The sequence below is a fragment of the Staphylococcus sp. 11007852 genome (assembly GCF_011394325.1).
Lineage (GTDB): Bacteria > Bacillota > Bacilli > Staphylococcales > Staphylococcaceae > Staphylococcus > Staphylococcus agnetis.
Genome location: NZ_JAANBJ010000008.1, coordinates 1 through 20,546, shown reverse-complemented (window position 1 = coordinate 20,546; position 20,546 = coordinate 1). Strand labels below are relative to the sequence as shown.

The following is a 20,546-nucleotide window of genomic DNA, read 5'->3' as shown; positions in this document are numbered from 1 at the left end:
TGACATGGAACATATTTTAATAGTTGAAGATGATGAAAAAATTGCACGTGTATTACAATTAGAACTTGAATTTGCAGAATATCATGTGACGAATGTCTACACAGGTAAAGAAGCATTACATGCGTATAATGAAGGGGCCTTTGATTTAATTTTATTAGATGTCATGTTGCCTGAACTCAATGGATTAGAAGTTTTAAGGCGCATTCGAATGAAAGATAATAATATAAAAGTGATTATGTTGACGGCGAGAGATGCGGTTACTGACAAAGTCGGTGGTCTGGACTCTGGGGCGAATGATTATGTGACAAAACCGTTTGAAATTGAAGAGTTGTTGGCACGTATTCGTGTGCATTTAAAATCAGCACAAATCGAAGCGAAATCACCTTCACACACACTTCAGTATAAACATATTCGTGTAGATACAAATTCACGAGAAGTATTCCGCGATGATACCTTAATCAATTTAACACCAAAAGAATATGAGCTCCTTGTGTTTTTATTAGAGCACAAAAATCAAGCATTAGAACGTGAACAAATTATTGAAAAAGTATGGGCTTATGACTATCAAGGAGATACCAATGTTGTAGATGTGTATGTACGTCATTTGCGAAAAAAGCTCGATCAATCTAAGCCATCGCTCATTTCAAGTGTTCGCGGTTATGGCTATATGATAAAGGATTGAAGTCATGCGTTTAGGAACTCGAATTCAACTGTATATTACGTTAATGACGGTAATTATAGTCATTTGCGTGAACATACTTGTCTATTTTTTATTTAAACATTATACACTGGAATCCGAACTGAATCAACTCGAAAACCGTAGTGTCAATATTATGGAAGAAATGAAAGCTTCTGAAAACCAAACGAATACGGAAATTATGAACCACGGATATATTTTATCAGATGGCTATATTAGTGTGGTCAATCAAGATGATGTAGCAATTGTAAAATTTGCGACAGATGTGACTTACAACAATATGGAATTAGACTATCGTGCGCATCAATATAAAAGGACGATTGACTACAAAGGCCATCACTTTGCGATGGTGTCATTACCTATTGTTTGGAAAGATGGCAATGTCGTTAATTTACAATTATTTGAAAATGTCGACTTTAAATATGAATCTTTTCAAATGTTGAAATGGATTTTAGTCGGCTCCACCTTATTTGTATTAATCCTCATTTTTTATATCAATAATATGATAACCCGTATCATTACAGAACCGATATTGCAATTAATTCAACATATTAAAAAAACAGAGGATACTAAAGACTATCAACCTGTTCACATTCAAAAAAATGATTCATATGAAATTAAAGTATTATCAAATTCGTTTAACGATATGATGAACAAATTAAAAGAACATGATGAGAAACAACAAGCATTTATTATGAATGCGTCACATGAATTAAAAACGCCAATCACTGTCATTAGTGCCTACAGCCAAATGTTGAAACGTTTTGGAAAAAAAGATGAAAAAACATTAGATGAAAGTATTCACGCAATTCATGATGAAGCGCAAAAAATGAAGTTTTTAACTGAACAGCTACTGTATGTGGCTCAAATTACAGAAAATAAGACGGAGCGCAGTCTTGAATGTGTTCATTTACCGACCATTGTTCGAGAATTAGTAGACAGAATGACTAATGTCTACACTCATACCTTGAAAGTGGAAGATTATACGGCTTCAGGAAATGTACAGATAGATGTCCAATCCTTTAAACAATTGGTCCATATATTTTTAGATAATGCACACAAATATGGACGCACGTCAATTAATCTTATATTAACCGAAACAAAACAGCACGTGATGCTATCAATATCTGATGACGGTATAGGAATTCCTCAAGCGGAACTGCCGCACATTTTTACGCGATTTTATCGTGTGGACAAAGCACGTTCACGACAAACAGGCGGTTCTGGTTTAGGATTATCCATTGCCCAAGAAATCGCTAAGAAAGAACATATTACAATTCATGTAAATAGCGAAGTAAATCATGGAACGACTTTTACATTAACGATTCCAAAGGAGGTAAACTATGAAATCACTCCTTAAAATAGTTGTACTTATCATTAGCATCATATTAGCCGTTGTTTTAGGTATCGTTATTTATCTTAACGCCAATCAATCATACATGAGTAAAGCGAGCGCAAAGCAATTGGTGGAAAACCGTTATGATGGCACAGTAAAATCAATTCATACGAATCAAAATGAAGCTGAATTTAATGTAAGAATGGTGAATAAAGAGGCAGAGTATCACATTGTGATTGATCGAAAAAAAGGGTCAATTATGCAAATGACGAAGACGAAAACATTTAAAAAGCAAGCAGCTCTGAAAAAAAGCCAAAAACAAAAGAAGAGGATGCATCACATCAGTGAAAACGAAGCGAAAACCATCGCTAAAAAGCATGTCGGTGGTACGTTTGTCGCAATCAAATTACAACAATCGAAAAATGCGCCACACTATGCAGTGACACAACATGTGAATCAAAGCGAAGGCGCTAATGTGATGATACATCGCCTAACTGGTAAAGTGACCTCAGTGTCATGGTTCACCCGTGCAGGCGCGACAACTCAAGAAGAACATGTTGCGACGCATCATCATTCACATGATGCATCAGCACCACAGTCCCATGAAACGCCAAACACGTCACAAGTGCCATCTTCGCCACAATCACCAACATCTACCTCTGACGATGATGATGTTGGAGAGGATGACTGGGGTGAAGACGACTAACACGACAAAATGCAACGCTAACCCGATTCGACATTAATCATGGGGACGTCGCATTTTTTTAATGCTGAATGTAAACTTATTTAAAATTTTGTTTACAATTATGCTATACTGTCCTATAGATTAGGAGGTTTTAGAATGAATTTAGCAATGCGCATTTTACAAGGTCACCCTTTAACACATCAAGAAGCTTATGACATATTTATTGATGATACGATGGATACGATGGATTTGGTACATGAAGCGTATCAACTGAGAAAACATTATTATGGGCACAAAGTGAAACTGAATATGATATTGAACGCTAAAAGTGGCATTTGCCCAGAAGATTGTGGTTATTGTGGTCAATCACGTGAAATGAAAGAAAAACAACGCTATGCTTTAATTCCTGAAAACCAAATTACTGAAGGGGCTAAAGTGGCAGCGGAGCATGAAATTGGTACATATTGTATTGTAATGAGTGGTAGAGGACCAAGTGATAAAGAAGTAGATCATATTACGAAATCTGTTGAGCGTATTAAATCAGAACACCCTCAATTGAAGATTTGTGCATGCTTAGGATTAACGAATGAAAAACAAGCAGCGCAATTGAAAGCAGCGGGCGTGGACCGTTATAATCACAACTTAAACACGAGTGAAAATTATCACGACGAAGTTGTTACCACACATTCATATCAAGACCGCGTTGATACGATTGAGACGATGAAGGCACACAATATTTCGCCATGTTCGGGTGTCATTTGTGGTATGGGGGAAACGAACGAAGATATCGTTGATATGGCGTTTGCCTTGAGAGACATTGACGCAGACAGTATCCCGGTCAACTTTTTACATCCGATCAAAGGAACGAAATTTGGAGAGATGGATGACTTAACACCAATGCGTTGCTTACGAATTTTGGCACTATTTAGGTTAATTAATCCAACGAAAGAGATTCGTATTGCTGGTGGCCGTGAAGTCAACCTACGTTCATTACAATCTACCGCGTTGATGGTAGCAAATTCTATTTTCGTTGGCGATTATTTAATCACAGGGGGTCAGCCAAATCAATTAGATTACGATATGATTAAAGATATGGGATACGAGATTGATTATAACCATGACGTTGCACAACCGGTTAAAACGGTATAATGATGTGCGTAAAAACTGTCGATGAAGCCATGTGCTTGATTGGCAGTTTTTTATTTAAAGTAAAAAGATTATAATTACGTCTATGGAAGGATAGCACAACACATTATCCATGTTAAAATAACGTTAATGGTAAAAGGAAGTGAACACATGTATAAGAAATTACTCGCTAGCGGTCTAGTCATCACCTTATTAACGACAGGCACAACGTATCAAGCTGAAGCGGCCAATGAACATAAACCTAAAGAAGATATTTTTATTCAAGGGGCGGATTTAAATCAAAATCAGCTACACAAAACGAAAGAGCTCCTTGGCGTCGGTAAGAACGTCACAACATACGAAGTGAATCATAATGACGTTGTTCGTTATACAGGGACAGAATATGATTTCATTCATTCAAGTGCTTATATTAAGCCGAAGAAATTTGGTAGAGGTGTCTCTGTAACGATTGAAACCCCTGACAACATCACGCGCATTACACGTGAACAATATATCAACGCTGCGATTACCGCGGGTATTCAAGATGCGAAAATTAAAATTGCTGCTATTGACCGCGTTTCTGGAGAAGGCGCGCTCACAGGTATATATAAAGCGTACGAGACACAAGGTCACACATTAAATCAAAAAGACATTCAAAATGCACACCAAGAAATGAATGATTTAGCAAATATCAGTGAAATGCATGCGAAAAAAGAGGGCTATTCAGATGAAGTGTTGAACCAATCAATTGCTGATATGAAAGGTCAAATTGCAGAAGCCAAACAGAATAATCAACAAATTAATCAAACAACGATTAACCATATCGTTAATCAAACGATACATGAACACAACTTACATCAAATATTAAGTGATAATGATATTGCAGTGATTCAAAATTTGATGATGAATGTTGCAAAATCTGATGTCATTAACCAAGATCCGAAAGCATATGAAAAACAAGCGAACGCACTAAAAGATGATATTCGTAAACATGCAGGGGATAAAATTGAAGCGTTAAAAAACTTAAATCCTGAAGAAGCAGGCAACTTCTTCCAAAGAATATGGAATGCGATTGTCGATTTCTTTCAACGTATTTATTTATGGCTCATGTCATTTTTATAATGAATAATGCGTACTGGATATGTCTAATTAGATTAACAGAAAGCCTTCAAATTCATTGACTAGAATGAATTTGAAGGCTTTCTATATTGGGGAGTTATAAAGCATGAGTGTGGGCGTGAACTATTTACACAGCGCTTGAATCACAGGACGTCGGCTTAACGTTGGATAGAGTAATGAAACAACGATAAGTGTAAAACAAATGCCTGGCAATGCATGAGCAACCAGTACAATTGGCGGTAAATGTAAAAATTCAGCAAGAACAATGCGAGATACTAGCGTTCCTACGCATCCAGCAATGCATAGCGTTCTTAACGATATCCCTAAACAATACACCACACTTATTGAGAGTATTCTAAAAATCAAAGAGATACATAAATGAAGTGGATTGAATGCGCCAATGATGAATAGAATCGCACTTGAAATCAGGCCACCAATAAAATAGCGTTTAATTCCAAAAAAAGCCAATATTAAAAGCGATACAGGTGCCGAAAGTTGGAATTCCAACCCAGGCAATATAGCCGGTAGTTTAAACAAAGCAAAAACAGTTAACAGTGCAGCAATAGCACTGATTTGAGTAATGGATTTCGTCGACATGATGAATTAACCTCTAAATAATAACTTATAATATTATTATATATTATAAACGCATATATGGTTAGGGTCAAATGCCAAAAACATAGCGTTCATTGTTGGTTTCCATGAGACGTATGAAGAGGCAGTCAAATTTAGAGATGCTACATTTTTATAAATAAAAAAGACTGGTAACATGAAGTGTTCATGTCGCCAGTCCGTTGTATTATTGATTTTAATTACGGATGAGGTAATCAAATGCAGATAATGCTGCGCTTGCACCAGATCCCATTGAAATAATAATTTGTTTGTAGCGTTGGTCTGTACAGTCACCTGCTGCGAAAATGCCAGGGACATTTGTTTGGTTCAATCTATCCACTTCGATTTCACCCATACGGTTACGTTGGACAGCATCGCCAACCCATTCTGTGTTAGGTGATAAACCGATTTGAACAAAGACACCGTCTAGTTCAACGTGTTTAGATTCGTCAGTTGCACGGTCTGTATACGTAATGCCGTTAACACGGTCAGTACCTGTAATTTCAGAAGTTGCAGCATTTGTGATTACTGTCGTATTTGGTAATGAGCGAAGACGATCTTGTAACACAGAGTCTGCACGCATTTCTTCACCAAATTCAAACAATGTAACGTGGTTACAAATACCAGCGAGGTCAATCGCTGCTTCGACACCTGAATTACCGCCACCAACTACAGCGACATCTTTACCTTCAAATAAAGGACCGTCACAGTGTGGGCAGTAAGCGACACCTTTGTTCGCAAATTCGCTTTCGCCAGGAACGCCAAGTTGACGCCAACGTGCACCTGTTGCAATGATTAAGGATTTCGTTTTTAATGTCGCACCGTTATTTAACGTAACGTCTGTGCCTTCGTTCGTTTTTTGAATCTTATCAGCACGAACACCTTTCATGATGTCTACTTTGTAGTCTGAAATGTGTTGTTCAAGGTTTGATGATAGTTCAGGACCTGTCGTTTTCTTCACGCCGATTAAGTTTTCGATATCAGCTGTATCATTCACTTGACCCCCAATACGGTCAGCGACAATACCTGTTTTTAAACCTTTACGCGCAGCATAGATGGCTGCACTTGCGCTTGCAGGGCCACCACCGATGACAAGAACATCAAATGTTTCTTTACCTTCAAATTCAGATGCATCAGGACCTTCGCCTAATTCGTTTAAAATATCAGAAACAGTCATACGGCCATTTCCAAATGATTCACCATTTAAAAAGATAGCTGGAACTGCCATAATGTCTTCAGCTTCTTTTTTGAATACTGCACCATCAATCATCGTATGTGTAATATTTGGATTGATTACAGACATTAAGTTTAATGCTTGAACGACATCTGGACATTTTTGACATGTTAAGCTAACAAATGTTTCAAAGTTTAATGGTTTGTCGATAGCTTTAATTTGATCGATAACAGATTGAGACTCTTTTGGTGCACGACCACTGACTTGTAATAAGGCGAGTACAAATGAATTGAATTCATGACCTAATGGTACACCTGCAAATGTGATACCAGACTCTTCATTTGGACGATTAATACTGAAACTTGGTGTGCGTTTTAAATCAGCTTTTTCAACTGTAATGCGAGATGACATGTCTGCAACTTCATTGACTAAGTCGCTTAATTTTTGTGAGTGTTCATCAGTGCCAGCACTTAATTTGAACACCACGTCACCTTCCATTAAATCAAGAAGCTGTGTAAGTTGTTGCTTTAACTCTTGGTTTAACATATGTTTTGGCCTCCTAAAAATGTGAATGGATTGAGAGCGGGACAACAATCTCATTCAACGGGAAGATTGCTGTCCCGCCCAGGCAATAAGGAAACGTTTGAATACCTTCAAAAGGAGGCAATCAAACGCTTCATGTTGTGCCTAGACGGAATATTTATGAATAGAATTGGAATAAAATTTTATGGACAGTATGAACGGAGGAGCCAGAACTTAACACCTGGCTTGCCTAGTCCTTCATCATAAATACTAAAATTCATATTTTGCTTGGGTGATCAGATAGAATTTTAGTATTTCGAGTAGGCGTTGCCGCTCATGCATCATAAAGATTGTATTCGAACTTCTTAGATTTTACCTACTAAGTCTAAACCTGGTGTTAATGTGTCGTTACCTTCTTCCCATTTTGCAGGACAAACTTCACCTGGGTTTTGACGCACGTATTGCGCAGCTTTGATTTTGTGTACTAATGTGCTTGCATCACGACCGATACCATCTGCGTTAATTTCAGCTGCTTGAACAACACCGTCAGGGTCAACGATGAATGTACCACGTTGTGCAAGACCAGTGTTTTCATCTAACACGTCAAAGTTACGTGTAATCGCTTGAGATGGGTCACCAATCATTACGTATTGTAATGTGCTGATCGCATCTGAATGGTCATGCCACGCTTTGTGTACGAAATGTGTATCAGTTGAAACTGAGTAAACATTTACACCAAGCTCTTGTAATTTAGCGTAATGGTTTTGAACGTCTTGTAATTCTGTTGGACATACGAATGAGAAGTCAGCTGGATAGAATACAACTACACTCCAGTTACCTTTTAAATCTTCATGAGATACCTCAACGAATTCGTCTGTTTTTGCATTGTACGCTTGTGCTGAAAATTCTTCAATTTGTTTACCGATTAAAGACATAATGAAATTCCTCCTAAAAAATGATAATCATTATTATTGATTAGAATTGATGTGATTGAGTTCTTTATCATCATTCCTTATTAATAATAATTCTAATCTTGACTCTTATTATACACGAAAAGTGATAGACGTCAAACGAAATTACTCTCTTTTTACTTTAAATGCATTTTAAAGAATCACTAAATTCTTGTGAAAACCTCATACTTAACGTATCGACCTCAATACAATTTACACGTTTTCAATATTATTGACGATATAATTTTCTCAATTAGAGCTATATTTTATCAATTAAAGGCATTGAAGTTGATAAAATAACATAAATAGAAGTAAAGCCGACCCACACTCATTCAGCTTTACTTCTTAAATGCGTTATTCAAATGTGACATTGACATTACCAATATGCGTATACTCTACATGATACGTACCGACCTCTGCTTGAAGTGGTGTGATAAAAGTGCCTGAAGACACAATATCACCCGCTTTTAATGATTTGCCATGTGCAGCTAATTTTTCAGCTAACCATTGAATTGCTTTTACTGGATGACCTAAGACGGCAGACGAATGTCCTTCGGCGAGGGCGGTCTCATTATGTTGAAGTGTCATGGAGATATCTCCAAGCGTGTCATAATCAGGGGTATCTACAGCTTCTCCAACAATGACAAGGCCTGTAGCTGTATTATCAGCTAGTAAGTCGCCCAATGTAAAATGTGGAAACCAATCGATATAACGTGCGTCTGGCACTTCAATTGCTGGGGCAATCTTTGATTTAGATAGTACTTCTTCTACAGTAGGGTGATTAGATACATCTTCTGTGAACTCAAATACCAATTCGGGTTCAATTAAAGGTGAAAACAAGTCGTGTAAGTTAAGCGTGGTATTAGACGCTTTAACGACATGGCTTAATAATGTTCCATATGCCGGCTCATGAGTGTTCGCATACGCTTGAGTTGCTTTACTTGTCATACTGACTTTGTATCCAGCAACTGTTGATCCAGTCGCGGATTGAATGCGTTGTGTCAGTTCTTGTTGTACCGCATACCCTAACGTTTCATCTACAGCTGCATCGGGATTAAGAAAAGGGATGGGTTGATGATTTAAATACGCTTGATGAAGTTGTTTTGCTAAAGATTTTGTTTGATTCGTCATAGTGTCTACCCCTTTATTCTGAAAATTGTTACAATTAGGATAACTTTTATTTAAAAGTATTGCAAGTTAAGGTGAAACACGATTTATGCGCTAGGAAATAGATTTTGATAAAATGAGAAAAAAGTAATAGGGGTGGCACATATGTCTGAACATGTTTATGCGTTAGCGAAACAACATCATTCGGTACGGAAATTTAAATCAAAAGCGATTGACCGAGAAGTGATTCGTAAACTGATTGAAGCTGGTCAAATGGCGTCGACATCAAGTTTTTTACAAACGACTTCCGTTATTGGTGTTGAAAATCTAGACAAGAAAGAAGCATTAAAAGAAGTATCTGGACAACCTTACGTTGTTGAAAATGGCTATTTATTAGTATTCGTTTTAGATTATCATCGACATCATTTAATTAGTGAAAAGCGAGACGCACAATTAGAAGGTAGTTTTGAGTCAGCTGAAGGTTTACTCGTAGGTACAGTAGATGCAGCATTAATGGCTCAAAATATTGCGTTAACTGCAGAGGATATGGGTTACGGCATTGTTTATTTAGGATCATTGCGCAATGATGTACCGCGAGTACGTGAAATTTTAGGACTACCAGAGTTTACATTCCCGTTATTCGGCATGGCGATTGGTGAACCTGCGGATGATGAAAATGGTACACCAAAACCCCGTTTGCCGTTCGAACATGTCTTTCACGTCGATGGCTACAACACAGATGATACCCAACTAGAAGCACAACTTGAGGCCTATGATGAGACGGTTTCTAACTATTACAACGCACGCACACATGGAGAACGTACGGAAACTTGGTCAGAACAAATCACGCAATTTATGAACAGTAAACAACGGTTAGAAATGTTGAACTGGTTACAAATGTCAGGATTTAATAAGAAATAAAAAATAGAGAGTGTGACGTATTAGGGCACACTCTCTATTTTTAATGCTGTGATGCGAGTTCGTCATAGTGGTTAGATTTAAATGTTTCTTCATCTAATTGTTTCGTTAATTTTGCAGTGCCTGTACCGGCGAGTAATGAATCGTTCACGTTAAGTGCTGTACGTCCCATGTCGATAAGGGGTTCGACTGAAATTAAGACACCCGCAAGACCGACTGGAAGGTTCAGCGCGGATAACACAAGAATGGATGCGAATGTCGCACCACCACCTACACCTGCCACTCCGAACGAACTCAGTACGACAACTACGATTAACGTTAAAATAAACTGCCAGTTCAGTTCAACACCTGCCACTGGGGCAACCATCACGGCTAACATGGCAGGATAAATACCCGCACAGCCATTTTGACCGATAGAGAGGCCGAATGATCCTGAGAAGTTTGCAATCGCTGGTGGCACACCTAAACGTTCAGTTTGCGTTTGAATATTGAGGGGTAACGCACCTGCACTTGAACGAGACGTAAACGCAAATAAAATAACTTCTGCTGTTTTCTTCATAAACTGAAGGGGATTCACGCCCAAAATTGCCAAGATAATCATATGAATGAGATACATCGTGAGTAAAGCTGCATATGAAGCAATAACGAATTTACCTAATGTCCATATGGCCGCAAAGTCACTTGTCGCAATCGTCGTAATCATAATCGCTAAAATACCATAAGGTGTAAGGCGTAAAACAAACGTCACAATTGCCATAACAAGTGAATAGACGGCGTCAATGCCACGTTTTAAAATGTGACCTTTTTCTGGTTCTTTACGTAACACACGTAAGAAAGCAAATCCGATAAATGCTGCGAAAATCACGACAGCAATCGTAGACGTTGCACGCGCACTGGTAAAATCTAGAAATGGATTTGAAGGTAATAATTCTAAAATTTGTGCTGGTAACGTCGTTGCGGTCATTTCTTTTGCTTGGTTCGTAATTTCAGAGCTACGGGCATTTTCAGCCTGACCTAAATCAATCGATGAGGCATCTAAACCGAATAATAACGCAAAAACAATTCCTACTATTGCAGCAATGGCTACAGTGCCAATTAAAAACATTAAAATGAGACTACCCATTTTAGCAAATTTTTCACCGATGTCGATTTTTGTAAATGCGACGACAATCGATACGAAAACAAGTGGAATTACAATCATTTTAAGTAATGAAATGTAACCTTGACCGACGATGTCTATCCAAGATGTTGTTTCAGTGATTATTTTACTTCCCGCGCCATAAGAAATATGAAGGATTAGACCGAGAAGAATTCCTAAACCTAATGCGATGAAGACACGTTTGGGGAATTTTATATGTTTTTTAGCCATCCACCATAGCCCAACAAGAGCAATGATGAAAATGACGAGATTAAGAATAATTAAAAATGTAGACATGGCAACACGCTTCCTTCTAATTCCGATTTATATAATAAGAATAATCGGTGTGCGGTACAAAAGCAAGTACATTTTTAGTTTTGTTGCACGTTTGGTGTAAAAGGTTGCAATGTATCGAGCGCTTGCACGTCACCTTGAATGGCTTTCGCCATTAATTGACCTACAATTGGAGAGAGTAAAATACCATTACGGTAATGTCCCGTCGCTACAAAAAGCGAAGGATTAATTGGACCCATGATAGGGACTTCTTGATGTGTAATAGGCCTAATACCCGTCCAAGTTTTAATAATGCGATGGTTTCGAAGTTGAGGGAGCATTTCCTGACTTTTATCATCAAGCCATTTTAAATTTGACGCATCATTATCAGTCGACCAATTGTCCCATTCAGACGTCGCACCGATTAAATACCGATTGTGACGTTTTGGAACAATATAGCAACCATTGGCATTAAAAAGGGTCGTCTTTAAAATAGGGGATTGGGTTTCGACTAACTTCACATCGCCTTTCACAGGACGGGTAGGTAATGAAATATGTATATCTGATAACAATTTGCCACTCCAGGCACCTGCCGCAATAACGAGTAAATCTGCCATCATAGCGCCTTGAGAGGTATGAACGGTAAAGCCATCTCGATGTTTTTCAATGTGTGTGACTTCAGTATGTGAATACAATTGCGTGTTTTTTTGAGATATTACCGCTTTTGTGAGTGCTTGAGTATAAAGGTTGGCATGGATTTGACCATCGTCTTGAATTTTAAATGCGGCTGTTGTTTTGGGGTTGAGGTGTGGAAACAAACGGTGCAAATCTTTCGAATGGAACCATTGAATGTGATGGTCATCTTGTTTTAAAAATGAAAATTGTTTTTTGATATTTTCGATATGTGTGACTTCTGTCGCGATTTTAATGAGACCGTGACATTGGAATTCAATATCTATACCTGTATCACGTTGGAGTTGTTGAGCAACATGTGGCATTAACGCACGACTTTGCATCGCTAATCGATAGAGTGGGGTAGCTTCAAAAAATTCATTTTGAGCACCTAACATTCCTCCAGCTGCATACGATGCATTCATGCGAGGTGTGGTGCGATCAATAATAGAGATATTATAGGGAGCGTTAGATAATTGGCGAGCGATAGAAAGCCCCATTACGCCGCCACCGATAATGATTAATTTTTGCATAAAAAAACCTCCTGCAATCTTGTGCAAGAGGTGTCACCTGTATTGAAACAATCTGAAAAAAGGACTTTTCCAGACACATAAATTGTGTTCACATACGGCTTCCCTTCGTTGGTACTAACCACTTCAGGTTCAAAGAGTTAAGATGACGTCTTTCTCAGCTCACTTAAGAGCACCCCTAGCACTTGTATTGCGTATTTATTTTAGTGAATCTTAGCCGCCGAATAAGCGTGCCCAAAAACCTTTTTGCTCTTGGTTGTTTTTAATCGTTGTCACAAGTTCTTGTTGTTCTTTAGTTTGTGTTTCGATGCTTTCTTGTGTTTTAGATAATTGATCCGCTTGTTGTTTTTGACTTTCGGTAATGGCATTTAAAGATTTTGCGTTTGTTTCAAGTTGGTTGTTTAACTGTGTATGTAATGATTTCAATTCTTCTTGTTGTTGGTGGACTTGAGAAATCATTTGTCCCAAAAGTTGGCGTTCTTCGCGCATTTTATCGATTTCTGCTTTTAGTTCTTGCATCATTTGAGGGAATTGTTGGTCTGATGGCAAGTTTTGACCATTATCTTTGACGATGACTTGTAAAAAGTCTTTTTCTTGTTCTAATTCTTCAAATGCAAGTTCATAACTGTTCGTGCGTCCAACACGTTCTGCAATTTCTTGGAATAATTCAATGTCTTCTTCTTGGAAATCCGTTGCTTCACGTCCACGGTATTCCGTTTTTTTCAACTGGTAGCCACGTTCTTCTAGGTGCTGTACAATTTTGCGCACTTGCTTTTCACTAAGCTCTGATTTCTGTGCAAACTCTTTTGTTAGCATGTTCATAAATCCTTTCTGTCAGTCATTTTAGACTTACGGTAGCCTGAGTTCAGTGACCCGTCAGTCTTACCTCTACCTTATTGTAACGGCTTTAAGACTGGATTTCAAGGGCTTACGTATTCATATCTTTACTCAAATTCATTTTTATTAATAGTGGATAAATCACACGTCTTGGAATGCGATTAGCAAAGACGTATTTCAAAATATAGCACGATTTTACACTTGTACCGTAGATATCTTTCGTTAAAGGAATGTTTGCTTTGATATATAAATCAAGAGGTACAGGTTTTCCTTTACGGTCTAATGAAGGTTGAATATAAGGGATTTGCGTTTGTTTTTCATAACCATGATGTGTTAAGAAATGACGTCGAAACGCGATGTCTTCTGCTGTTTTGGCATCGACATCTGGATTTTCGAGCGTTGATTCAAACATAAAGAAGTTCACATCGCGTCCGTGCAATTGATTAGATAATCGATTAATGCCTTTTTCCACTTCTTCTAGCATCATAGCTAAATATGTTTCCTGTTCTGCACCAGGTTCTGCGATTAAATAGACAATGAAGCCTGTGTTAGTTGTTGCTTCATAATGTGCTGTCGCAAAACTCACCACACGATTGTCTTCAATGCCGACTAGAAAAACGTAATCATTGTGTGTTTTTTCAGTTTTTAAAGATTGCACAAAGACAGATTCGTCTTCTGTTACGAGGGGATCTAATTTATCCATATAAAAATCGAGTGCGGGTTCATACCATTGATCTTGGGTAGATTTTATTTGTACAAATTTCATTACGTTCACCTCTCTTGATTGATAACAGTATAGCACAGATAGTTAAAAACAGGCGTAGTAGACTGGCGCTTTCATATAAAAAGGACTAGAACATTTTACAATGTCCTAGCCCCAAAAATTCATCATTATGAATGATTTGAATTTCACTCGATATCGCCTTTATGTTCAGACGGCTTATGTGTATCCGTTGAAGGTTCAATATAGGCTGCGTTATTTTGTGTTACTTCACCATGTTTCGTTGTATCTTTTTGAACAACGATTACAATTTTATTGTTGTTTAAGTCTTGTTTTAAATCTTCAGTTTGTTCTTCACCAAAGTTATAACGACTTAAAGCGGCACCTTCAGCATCCTCACCAATAAACATACGCATAAATTTGTCACTGATCGTACCGTTAGTCGATTTGTGTTGAATTTGACAATCATTGAATCGATCTGTTTTTAATTTTTCTTTACTAATGACTACGATTTCTGATTCCTTATAACCGTTTCGTAAAAAAGAATCTACGACTTCAATTGCATCTTCTTCTGTGCGTGCTACTTTAAAATCTGCCATAATCGACGCCTCCGTTTTTAATATTCATATTAGTTTTACCCATGTTATATCGCAATTAACCGTTTGATACCTATAAGATAATCATAACAAATTTACGGCATTTAATTAACAAATTTATGATTGCGCTTCCATAATAATGTTGCCCTTAAGAAGGGTATTCTGCAATTAATTTACATAAATTTCTGAAAATAATTGATTTGACGCGACGGTATTGCGTATTAACTTCAAATTTGCTATTATCATTAAATAATTTATACGCACTCATATAATCTGAAGAATATGGCTTTGGAAGTTTCTACCACGTTGCCTTAAACAATGTGACTATGAGTAAATGAAAATCAATGTAATGCTTTGTATCATTTTGTCATGTGTTTCATGATTTCAATGATATTTTTAGTGATACCTTTTATGTCTCACCCAATTCATGTCAATGACACACGTATTAAAGTGAACGCTATGACTAGTTTGTTGAATGAATAGGGATTATAAAACGTGTCACACTTACAACTGTATTTCACTTACTCGTTCCTAAAACTATATTCTGAAGTTTTGGGCTTTTTTATTATCTTGACCAAAATTGAGGAGGAACCGAAGTGGAAAGGTTAAAAAACAAAGTCATTGAAGATGGCGTTGTCATTGATGAAAAAATCTTAAAAGTGGATGGTTTTCTAAATCATCAAATTGATGCTGAACTGATGCACGAGATAGGAAAAGTCTTTCATGAACAATTTGCGCATGAAAACGTCACAAAAATCTTAACGATTGAAGCCTCAGGTATTGCCCCGGCCATTATGGCAGCTTTACATTTTGATGTCCCTTGTCTATTTGCGAAAAAAGCAAAACCGAGCACATTGAATAAAGGTTTCTATCAAACAGATGTGCATTCATTTACGAAAAATAAAACGAGTACCGTCATCATTTCAGAAGAATTTTTATCACCTGATGACCGCGTATTCATTATCGATGATTTTTTAGCGAATGGCGAAGCCGCACTTGGGCTACACCGTCTCGTACAACAAGCGAACGCGACAACTGTAGGAGTTGGGATATTAGTAGAAAAAAGCTTCCAACAAGGACGTACACGTCTTGAAGAAGCAGGACTCAATGTATCGTCATTGTGTCAAATTGGCTCTCTTAAAGGCAACAAAATTACATTAGTTGGAGATCAAGCATAATGAAAAGATTTCTATTAAGTTTACAACATCTCTTAGCTATGTATGCGGGTGCCATTCTTGTACCTATTATTGTAGGAACAAGTTTAAAATTCACCCCTGAACAAATCGCATTTCTTGTTACTGTCGATATTTTTATGTGTGGTGTTGCGACATTTTTACAAGTGTACCGCGGGGTCGGAATAGGACTCCCGGTCGTGTTAGGATGTACGTTTACTGCTGTTGCGCCAATGATTATGATTGGGCAGTCTAAAGGGGTAGACGTCTTGTACGGTTCACTTTTCGCATCAGGGCTTTTGGTCATTATCATCGCACCATTTTTCGCTTATCTTGTGCGTCTTTTTCCACCAGTTGTGACGGGAAGTGTCGTAACCATTATCGGTATTACGTTAATGCCAGTCGCAATGAATTATATTGCTGGAGGGCAAGGTGCCAAAGATTACGGTTCACCGAAGCATATTTTACTTGGTTTTGCGACACTCATCATCATTTTAGTCATTCAACGTTTTGCGACAGGTTTTATTAAATCTATTGCCATTTTATTAGGATTAGTGAGTGGGACAGTGATCGCAAGTTTCTTAGGACTTGTGGATATCGCCCAAGTGGGTCAAGCCCATTGGTTTGAATTACCACGCCCATTCCGCTTTGACGGTTTTGCATTTGATTTTGGCGCCATTGTCGTCTTTTTCATTGTTGCACTCGTCAGTTTGATTGAATCTACAGGGGTTTATCATGCATTAAGTCAAATTACAGGGCGCACACTCGAACGCAAAGATTTTAGAAAAGGTTATATGGCAGAAGGGATTGCGATTACGTTAGGTGCCATTTTTAATGCCTTTCCGTATACCGCGTATTCTCAAAATGTCGGTCTTGTATCATTGTCAGGCGCAAAGAAAAATGACGTCATTTACGGCATGGTCATCATGCTTATCATTTGCGGATGCATACCTAAAATTGGCGCACTTGCGAATATTATTCCATTGTCTGTCTTAGGTGGTGCGATGTTAGCGATGTTTGGTATGGTGATGGCTTATGGTGTCCGCATCCTCGGTGACATTAATTTCAAAAACCAAAACAATTTGTTAATCATCGCGATTTCAGTCGGATTAGGGGCGGGGATTACTGCCGTTCCAGAAGCCTTTAAAGCACTCGGTGATCAATTTACATGGTTTACTCAAAATGGTATCGTTTTAGGAACAATTTCCGCGATTATATTGAATTTATTTTTTAATGGTCTAAACTATCAACAAAACGAAGAAAATGTGAAATAATATAACTATCAATTTGAATGGAGGCTATACGAAAAATGTGGGAAAACAAGTTTGTTAAAGAAGCACTAACGTTTGATGATGTATTACTAATTCCAGCAGAATCAAATGTATTACCGAAAGAAGTAGATTTAAGCGTTAAACTTTCAGAACGTATTCAATTAAATATACCTATTGTATCAGCAGGTATGGATACGGTAACAGAATCAAAAATGGCGATCGCTATGGCACGTCAAGGTGGCTTAGGTGTGATTCATAAAAATATGAGCATCGAGCGCCAAGCAGATGAAGTACAAAAAGTAAAACGTTCTGAAAATGGCGTAATTACAGACCCATTTTATTTAACACCAGAAGAAAGCGTATATGAAGCTGAAGCATTAATGGGTAAATATCGTATTTCAGGTGTGCCAATTGTAGACAATAGAGAATCACGCAAACTTGTCGGCATTTTAACAAATCGTGATTTAAGATTTATTGAAGACTTCTCAATCAAAATTTCTGATGTTATGACTAAAGAAGACTTAGTGACAGCACCAGTAGGTACAACACTTGAAGAAGCTGAGAAGATTTTACAAGACCACAAAATTGAAAAACTTCCATTAGTAGAAGATGGTATTTTACAAGGCCTCATCACGATTAAAGATATCGAGAAAGTGAACGAATATCCATATGCGGCAAAAGACAGCCACGGTCGTCTTATCGTAGCAGCGGCGATTGGTATCGCTAAAGATACAAGCATTCGTGCTGAAAAACTTGTAGAAGCGGGTGTTGACGCATTAGTGATTGACACGGCACACGGTCATTCACAAGGTGTTATCAATCAAGTGAAAGAAATCAAAGCAACATATCCTGAAGTAACAGTGATCGCAGGTAACGTTGCGACAGCTGCAGCAACTAAAGCATTGTTTGAAGCAGGTGCAGATGTTGTGAAAGTGGGTATCGGACCAGGTTCAATTTGTACAACACGTGTTGTAGCAGGTGTCGGTGTGCCTCAAATCACAGCAATTTACGACTGTGCGACAGAAGCGAAAAACCATGGTAAAACAATTATCGCAGACGGCGGTATTAAATTCTCTGGTGATATCGTAAAAGCCCTTGCGGCAGGCGGACATGCGGTTATGCTTGGTAGCTTACTTGCTGGTACTGAAGAGAGCCCAGGTTTAGTTGAAATGTTCCAAGGACGTCAATACAAAGTTTACCGCGGTATGGGTTCATTAGGTGCAATGGCGAGTGGTTCTAACGATCGTTACTTCCAAGAAGATAAAACACCTAAAAAGTACGTTCCAGAAGGTGTTGAAGGACGTATTGATTACAAAGGACCATTACAAGATACGATTTATCAATTAATTGGTGGCGTGAAGAGCGGTATGGGTTACACAGGCTCAAAAGACTTAGAAACGTTACGTGAAGAAGCACAATTTACAAAAATGAGTGCTGCAGGTCTAGCAGAAAGCCACCCACATGATGTTCAAATCACAAAAGAATCACCAAACTACTCATTCTAAGGGATAAAGGAGTACACATTATGGAAATGGCAAAAGAACAAGAACTCATTCTTGTCCTAGACTTCGGAAGTCAGTATAACCAACTGATTACACGTCGTATTCGTGAAATGGGCGTGTACAGTGAATTACACGACCACGAAATTTCAATTGAAGAAATTAAAAAAATGAATCCAAAAGGGATTATTTTATCAGGTGGACCAAACTCTGTTTACGCAGAAGATGCGTTTACTATTGATACAGAAATCTACAACTTAGGCATTCCTGTTTTAGGTATTTGTTACGGTATGCAATTAACAACAAAATTATTAGGCGGTAAAGTTGAGCGCGCGAACGAACGTGAATACGGAAAAGCGACGATCAACGCAAAATCAGACGAGTTATTCTTCGGTTTACCAGAAGAACAAACGGTATGGATGAGTCACTCTGATAAAGTCATCGAAATTCCAGAAGGCTTTGAAGTCATTGCAGATAGCCCAAGCACACAATATGCGGCCATCGAAGACAAATCACGTCGTATCTACGGTGTACAATTCCACCCAGAAGTGCGTCATACAGAATTTGGTAATGACTTATTACGTAACTTTGTACGTCGCGTATGTAACTGTACAGGCGAGTGGACGATGGAAAACTTCATCGATATCGAAGTCGAAAAAATCCGTGAAAAAGTCGGCGACCGTCGCGTGCTTTGCGCAATGAGCGGTGGGGTAGACTCCTCTGTAGTTGCGGTATTATTACACAAAGCGATAGGGGATCAATTAACATGTATCTTCGTTGACCACGGTCTTTTACGTAAAGGTGAAGGCGACATGGTAATGGAACAATTCGGTGAAGGTTTCAACATGAATATTATTCGTGTAAACGCACAAGACCGTTTCATGTCAAAACTTGCAGGCGTATCAGATCCTGAACAAAAACGTAAAATTATCGGTAACGAATTCGTATACGTCTTTGATGATGAAGCATCAAAATTAAAAGGTGTAGACTTCTTAGCGCAAGGTACACTGTACACAGACGTCATCGAATCAGGTACAAAAACAGCACAAACAATCAAATCTCACCATAACGTAGGTGGCTTACCGGAAGACATGGAATTCGAATTAATCGAACCAATCAACACGTTATTCAAAGATGAAGTACGTGCATTAGGTATCGAATTAGGTATTCCAGAACACCTCGTTTGGAGACAACCATTCCCAGGTCCAGGATTAGGTATCCGCGTCCTTGGTGAAATTACAGAAGAAAAATTAGAAATCGTACGTGAATCCGATGCGATTTTACGCCAAGTCATCCGTGAAGAAGGCTTAGAGCGTGACATTTGGCAATACTTTACAGTATTACCAGATATCCGTTCCGTAGGTGTAATGGGAGACTACCGTACGTATGACTACACAGTCGGTGTACGCGCCGTAACGTCAATTGATGGTATGACAAGTGACTTTGCACGTATCGATTGGGAAGTTCTACAAAAAATCTCAACACGTATCGTGAATGAAGTAGATCACGTCAATCGTGTTGTTTATGACATCACATCAAAACCACCAAGCACAATCGAATGGGAATAATATTTTAAAAAGAAGAAACCCTTT

19 protein-coding genes and 2 riboswitches are annotated in these 20,546 nt (G+C 38.1%); of the genes, 10 read left to right on the top strand and 9 right to left on the bottom strand.

The annotated features are described in order from the left end of the window. Positions 1 to 4: 4 nt before the first annotated feature. The 5 genes from G8Y85_RS02340 to G8Y85_RS02320 all read left to right on the top strand — a co-directional run bounded on the left by G8Y85_RS02340 (position 5) and on the right by G8Y85_RS02320 (position 4,965). Positions 5 to 682 carry a response regulator transcription factor gene (locus G8Y85_RS02340; protein ID WP_145052653.1) on the top strand — a complete coding sequence of 226 codons (678 nt, stop codon included), beginning with the start codon at positions 5 to 7 and terminating at the stop codon, positions 680 to 682. Between the two features lie 4 nt (positions 683 to 686). Then, the gene (locus G8Y85_RS02335; protein WP_165805380.1) at positions 687 to 2,057 is read left to right on the top strand and encodes a sensor histidine kinase; all 1,371 of its coding nucleotides are present in this window, start codon (positions 687 to 689) and stop codon (positions 2,055 to 2,057) included. Next, on the top strand, positions 2,041 to 2,739 hold the full coding sequence (locus tag G8Y85_RS02330; protein WP_165805379.1) for a PepSY domain-containing protein: 699 nt from the start codon (positions 2,041 to 2,043) through the stop codon (positions 2,737 to 2,739). Before G8Y85_RS02335 ends, G8Y85_RS02330 begins: the two co-directional genes overlap by 17 nt. A 135-nt stretch (positions 2,740 to 2,874) precedes the next feature. Beyond that, complete coding sequence (gene bioB / locus G8Y85_RS02325) at positions 2,875 to 3,867, top strand: biotin synthase BioB (protein WP_037565066.1); 993 nt, start codon at positions 2,875 to 2,877, stop codon at positions 3,865 to 3,867. 147 nt (positions 3,868 to 4,014) lie between these two features. Then, positions 4,015 to 4,965: a DUF1002 domain-containing protein gene (locus G8Y85_RS02320; RefSeq protein ID WP_165805378.1), complete on the top strand. Its 951-nt coding sequence runs from the start codon at positions 4,015 to 4,017 to the stop codon at positions 4,963 to 4,965. A gap of 120 nt (positions 4,966 to 5,085) precedes the next feature. Here the strand turns inward: G8Y85_RS02320 and G8Y85_RS02315 are convergent, their stop codons facing one another. The 4 genes from G8Y85_RS02315 to G8Y85_RS02300 form a co-directional block, all read right to left on the bottom strand. Then, complete coding sequence (locus G8Y85_RS02315) at positions 5,086 to 5,559, bottom strand: hypothetical protein (protein ID WP_107400963.1); 474 nt, start codon at positions 5,557 to 5,559, stop codon at positions 5,086 to 5,088. Positions 5,560 to 5,770: 211 nt separating this feature from the next. Continuing rightward, positions 5,771 to 7,294 carry an alkyl hydroperoxide reductase subunit F gene (gene ahpF / locus G8Y85_RS02310; protein ID WP_165805377.1) on the bottom strand — a complete coding sequence of 508 codons (1,524 nt, stop codon included), beginning with the start codon at positions 7,292 to 7,294 and terminating at the stop codon, positions 5,771 to 5,773. Between the two features lie 341 nt (positions 7,295 to 7,635). After that, complete coding sequence (gene ahpC, locus G8Y85_RS02305; RefSeq protein WP_037565060.1) at positions 7,636 to 8,205, bottom strand: alkyl hydroperoxide reductase subunit C; 570 nt, start codon at positions 8,203 to 8,205, stop codon at positions 7,636 to 7,638. Positions 8,206 to 8,574: 369 nt separating this feature from the next. Continuing rightward, positions 8,575 to 9,351, bottom strand: coding sequence for a 2-keto-4-pentenoate hydratase (locus G8Y85_RS02300; RefSeq protein ID WP_060552206.1), 777 nt, complete (start codon positions 9,349 to 9,351; stop codon positions 8,575 to 8,577). Positions 9,352 to 9,492: 141 nt separating this feature from the next. On the opposite strand from G8Y85_RS02300, the gene nfsA reads away from it, so the two are divergent. Beyond that, on the top strand, positions 9,493 to 10,248 hold the full coding sequence (nfsA, locus tag G8Y85_RS02295; protein ID WP_060552207.1) for an oxygen-insensitive NADPH nitroreductase: 756 nt from the start codon (positions 9,493 to 9,495) through the stop codon (positions 10,246 to 10,248). A 40-nt stretch (positions 10,249 to 10,288) separates the two neighbouring features. Here nfsA and G8Y85_RS02290 read toward each other — a convergent pair whose 3' ends face one another. The 5 genes from G8Y85_RS02290 to G8Y85_RS02270 form a co-directional block, all read right to left on the bottom strand. Beyond that, positions 10,289 to 11,680: an L-cystine transporter gene (locus G8Y85_RS02290; RefSeq protein WP_165805376.1), complete on the bottom strand. Its 1,392-nt coding sequence runs from the start codon at positions 11,678 to 11,680 to the stop codon at positions 10,289 to 10,291. Between the two features lie 74 nt (positions 11,681 to 11,754). Further along, positions 11,755 to 12,861 (bottom strand): glycine oxidase ThiO, encoded by a 1,107-nt coding sequence (gene thiO, locus G8Y85_RS02285; RefSeq protein ID WP_165805375.1) that lies wholly within the window; start codon positions 12,859 to 12,861, stop codon positions 11,755 to 11,757. A gap of 83 nt (positions 12,862 to 12,944) precedes the next feature. Then, positions 12,945 to 13,048: riboswitch (TPP riboswitch) on the bottom strand. 23 nt (positions 13,049 to 13,071) lie between these two features. After that, complete coding sequence (locus tag G8Y85_RS02280; protein ID WP_037565048.1) at positions 13,072 to 13,674, bottom strand: DNA-binding protein; 603 nt, start codon at positions 13,672 to 13,674, stop codon at positions 13,072 to 13,074. Positions 13,675 to 13,786: 112 nt separating this feature from the next. Beyond that, positions 13,787 to 14,461 (bottom strand): hypothetical protein, encoded by a 675-nt coding sequence (locus G8Y85_RS02275; RefSeq protein WP_060552210.1) that lies wholly within the window; start codon positions 14,459 to 14,461, stop codon positions 13,787 to 13,789. A 143-nt stretch (positions 14,462 to 14,604) separates the two neighbouring features. Next, the gene (locus tag G8Y85_RS02270) at positions 14,605 to 15,015 is read right to left on the bottom strand and encodes a general stress protein (RefSeq protein ID WP_107400957.1); all 411 of its coding nucleotides are present in this window, start codon (positions 15,013 to 15,015) and stop codon (positions 14,605 to 14,607) included. A 241-nt stretch (positions 15,016 to 15,256) separates the two neighbouring features. Further along, positions 15,257 to 15,359: riboswitch (purine riboswitch) on the top strand. Between the two features lie 249 nt (positions 15,360 to 15,608). Between G8Y85_RS02270 and xpt the strand changes: the two genes are divergently transcribed. The 4 genes from xpt to guaA are packed head-to-tail and all read left to right on the top strand — an operon-like array spanning position 15,609 to position 20,522. Further along, on the top strand, positions 15,609 to 16,190 hold the full coding sequence (gene xpt / locus G8Y85_RS02265) for a xanthine phosphoribosyltransferase (RefSeq protein WP_060552212.1): 582 nt from the start codon (positions 15,609 to 15,611) through the stop codon (positions 16,188 to 16,190). Next, positions 16,190 to 17,458 carry a xanthine permease PbuX gene (gene pbuX, locus G8Y85_RS02260; RefSeq protein ID WP_107400956.1) on the top strand — a complete coding sequence of 423 codons (1,269 nt, stop codon included), beginning with the start codon at positions 16,190 to 16,192 and terminating at the stop codon, positions 17,456 to 17,458. The genes xpt and pbuX overlap by 1 nt, the downstream gene beginning before the upstream one ends. Positions 17,459 to 17,493: 35 nt before the next feature. Further along, positions 17,494 to 18,960 (top strand): IMP dehydrogenase, encoded by a 1,467-nt coding sequence (gene guaB / locus G8Y85_RS02255; protein ID WP_107368697.1) that lies wholly within the window; start codon positions 17,494 to 17,496, stop codon positions 18,958 to 18,960. A 20-nt stretch (positions 18,961 to 18,980) separates the two neighbouring features. Beyond that, on the top strand, positions 18,981 to 20,522 hold the full coding sequence (gene guaA / locus G8Y85_RS02250; RefSeq protein WP_039647288.1) for a glutamine-hydrolyzing GMP synthase: 1,542 nt from the start codon (positions 18,981 to 18,983) through the stop codon (positions 20,520 to 20,522). The last annotated feature ends 24 nt before the right edge of the window (positions 20,523 to 20,546 follow it).

Bases quoted from the DNA above. Each gene is read 5' to 3' on its own strand.
- ahpF (WP_165805377.1), bottom strand. From the start codon at position 7,294: ATGTTAAACCAAGAGTTAAAGCAACAACTTACACAGCTTCTTGATTTA.
- nfsA (WP_060552207.1), top strand. From the start codon at position 9,493: ATGTCTGAACATGTTTATGCGTTAGCGAAACAACATCATTCGGTACGG.
- pbuX (WP_107400956.1), top strand. From the start codon at position 16,190: ATGAAAAGATTTCTATTAAGTTTACAACATCTCTTAGCTATGTATGCG.
- G8Y85_RS02275 (WP_060552210.1), bottom strand. From the start codon at position 14,461: ATGAAATTTGTACAAATAAAATCTACCCAAGATCAATGGTATGAACCC.
- guaB (WP_107368697.1), top strand. From the start codon at position 17,494: ATGTGGGAAAACAAGTTTGTTAAAGAAGCACTAACGTTTGATGATGTA.
- G8Y85_RS02330 (WP_165805379.1), top strand. From the start codon at position 2,041: ATGAAATCACTCCTTAAAATAGTTGTACTTATCATTAGCATCATATTA.
- G8Y85_RS02270 (WP_107400957.1), bottom strand. From the start codon at position 15,015: ATGGCAGATTTTAAAGTAGCACGCACAGAAGAAGATGCAATTGAAGTC.
- bioB (WP_037565066.1), top strand. From the start codon at position 2,875: ATGAATTTAGCAATGCGCATTTTACAAGGTCACCCTTTAACACATCAA.
- G8Y85_RS02320 (WP_165805378.1), top strand. From the start codon at position 4,015: ATGTATAAGAAATTACTCGCTAGCGGTCTAGTCATCACCTTATTAACG.
- G8Y85_RS02340 (WP_145052653.1), top strand. From the start codon at position 5: ATGGAACATATTTTAATAGTTGAAGATGATGAAAAAATTGCACGTGTA.
- ahpC (WP_037565060.1), bottom strand. From the start codon at position 8,205: ATGTCTTTAATCGGTAAACAAATTGAAGAATTTTCAGCACAAGCGTAC.
- G8Y85_RS02290 (WP_165805376.1), bottom strand. From the start codon at position 11,680: ATGTCTACATTTTTAATTATTCTTAATCTCGTCATTTTCATCATTGCT.
- G8Y85_RS02335 (WP_165805380.1), top strand. From the start codon at position 687: ATGCGTTTAGGAACTCGAATTCAACTGTATATTACGTTAATGACGGTA.
- G8Y85_RS02300 (WP_060552206.1), bottom strand. From the start codon at position 9,351: ATGACGAATCAAACAAAATCTTTAGCAAAACAACTTCATCAAGCGTAT.
- G8Y85_RS02280 (WP_037565048.1), bottom strand. From the start codon at position 13,674: ATGCTAACAAAAGAGTTTGCACAGAAATCAGAGCTTAGTGAAAAGCAA.
- thiO (WP_165805375.1), bottom strand. From the start codon at position 12,861: ATGCAAAAATTAATCATTATCGGTGGCGGCGTAATGGGGCTTTCTATC.
- G8Y85_RS02315 (WP_107400963.1), bottom strand. From the start codon at position 5,559: ATGTCGACGAAATCCATTACTCAAATCAGTGCTATTGCTGCACTGTTA.
- guaA (WP_039647288.1), top strand. From the start codon at position 18,981: ATGGAAATGGCAAAAGAACAAGAACTCATTCTTGTCCTAGACTTCGGA.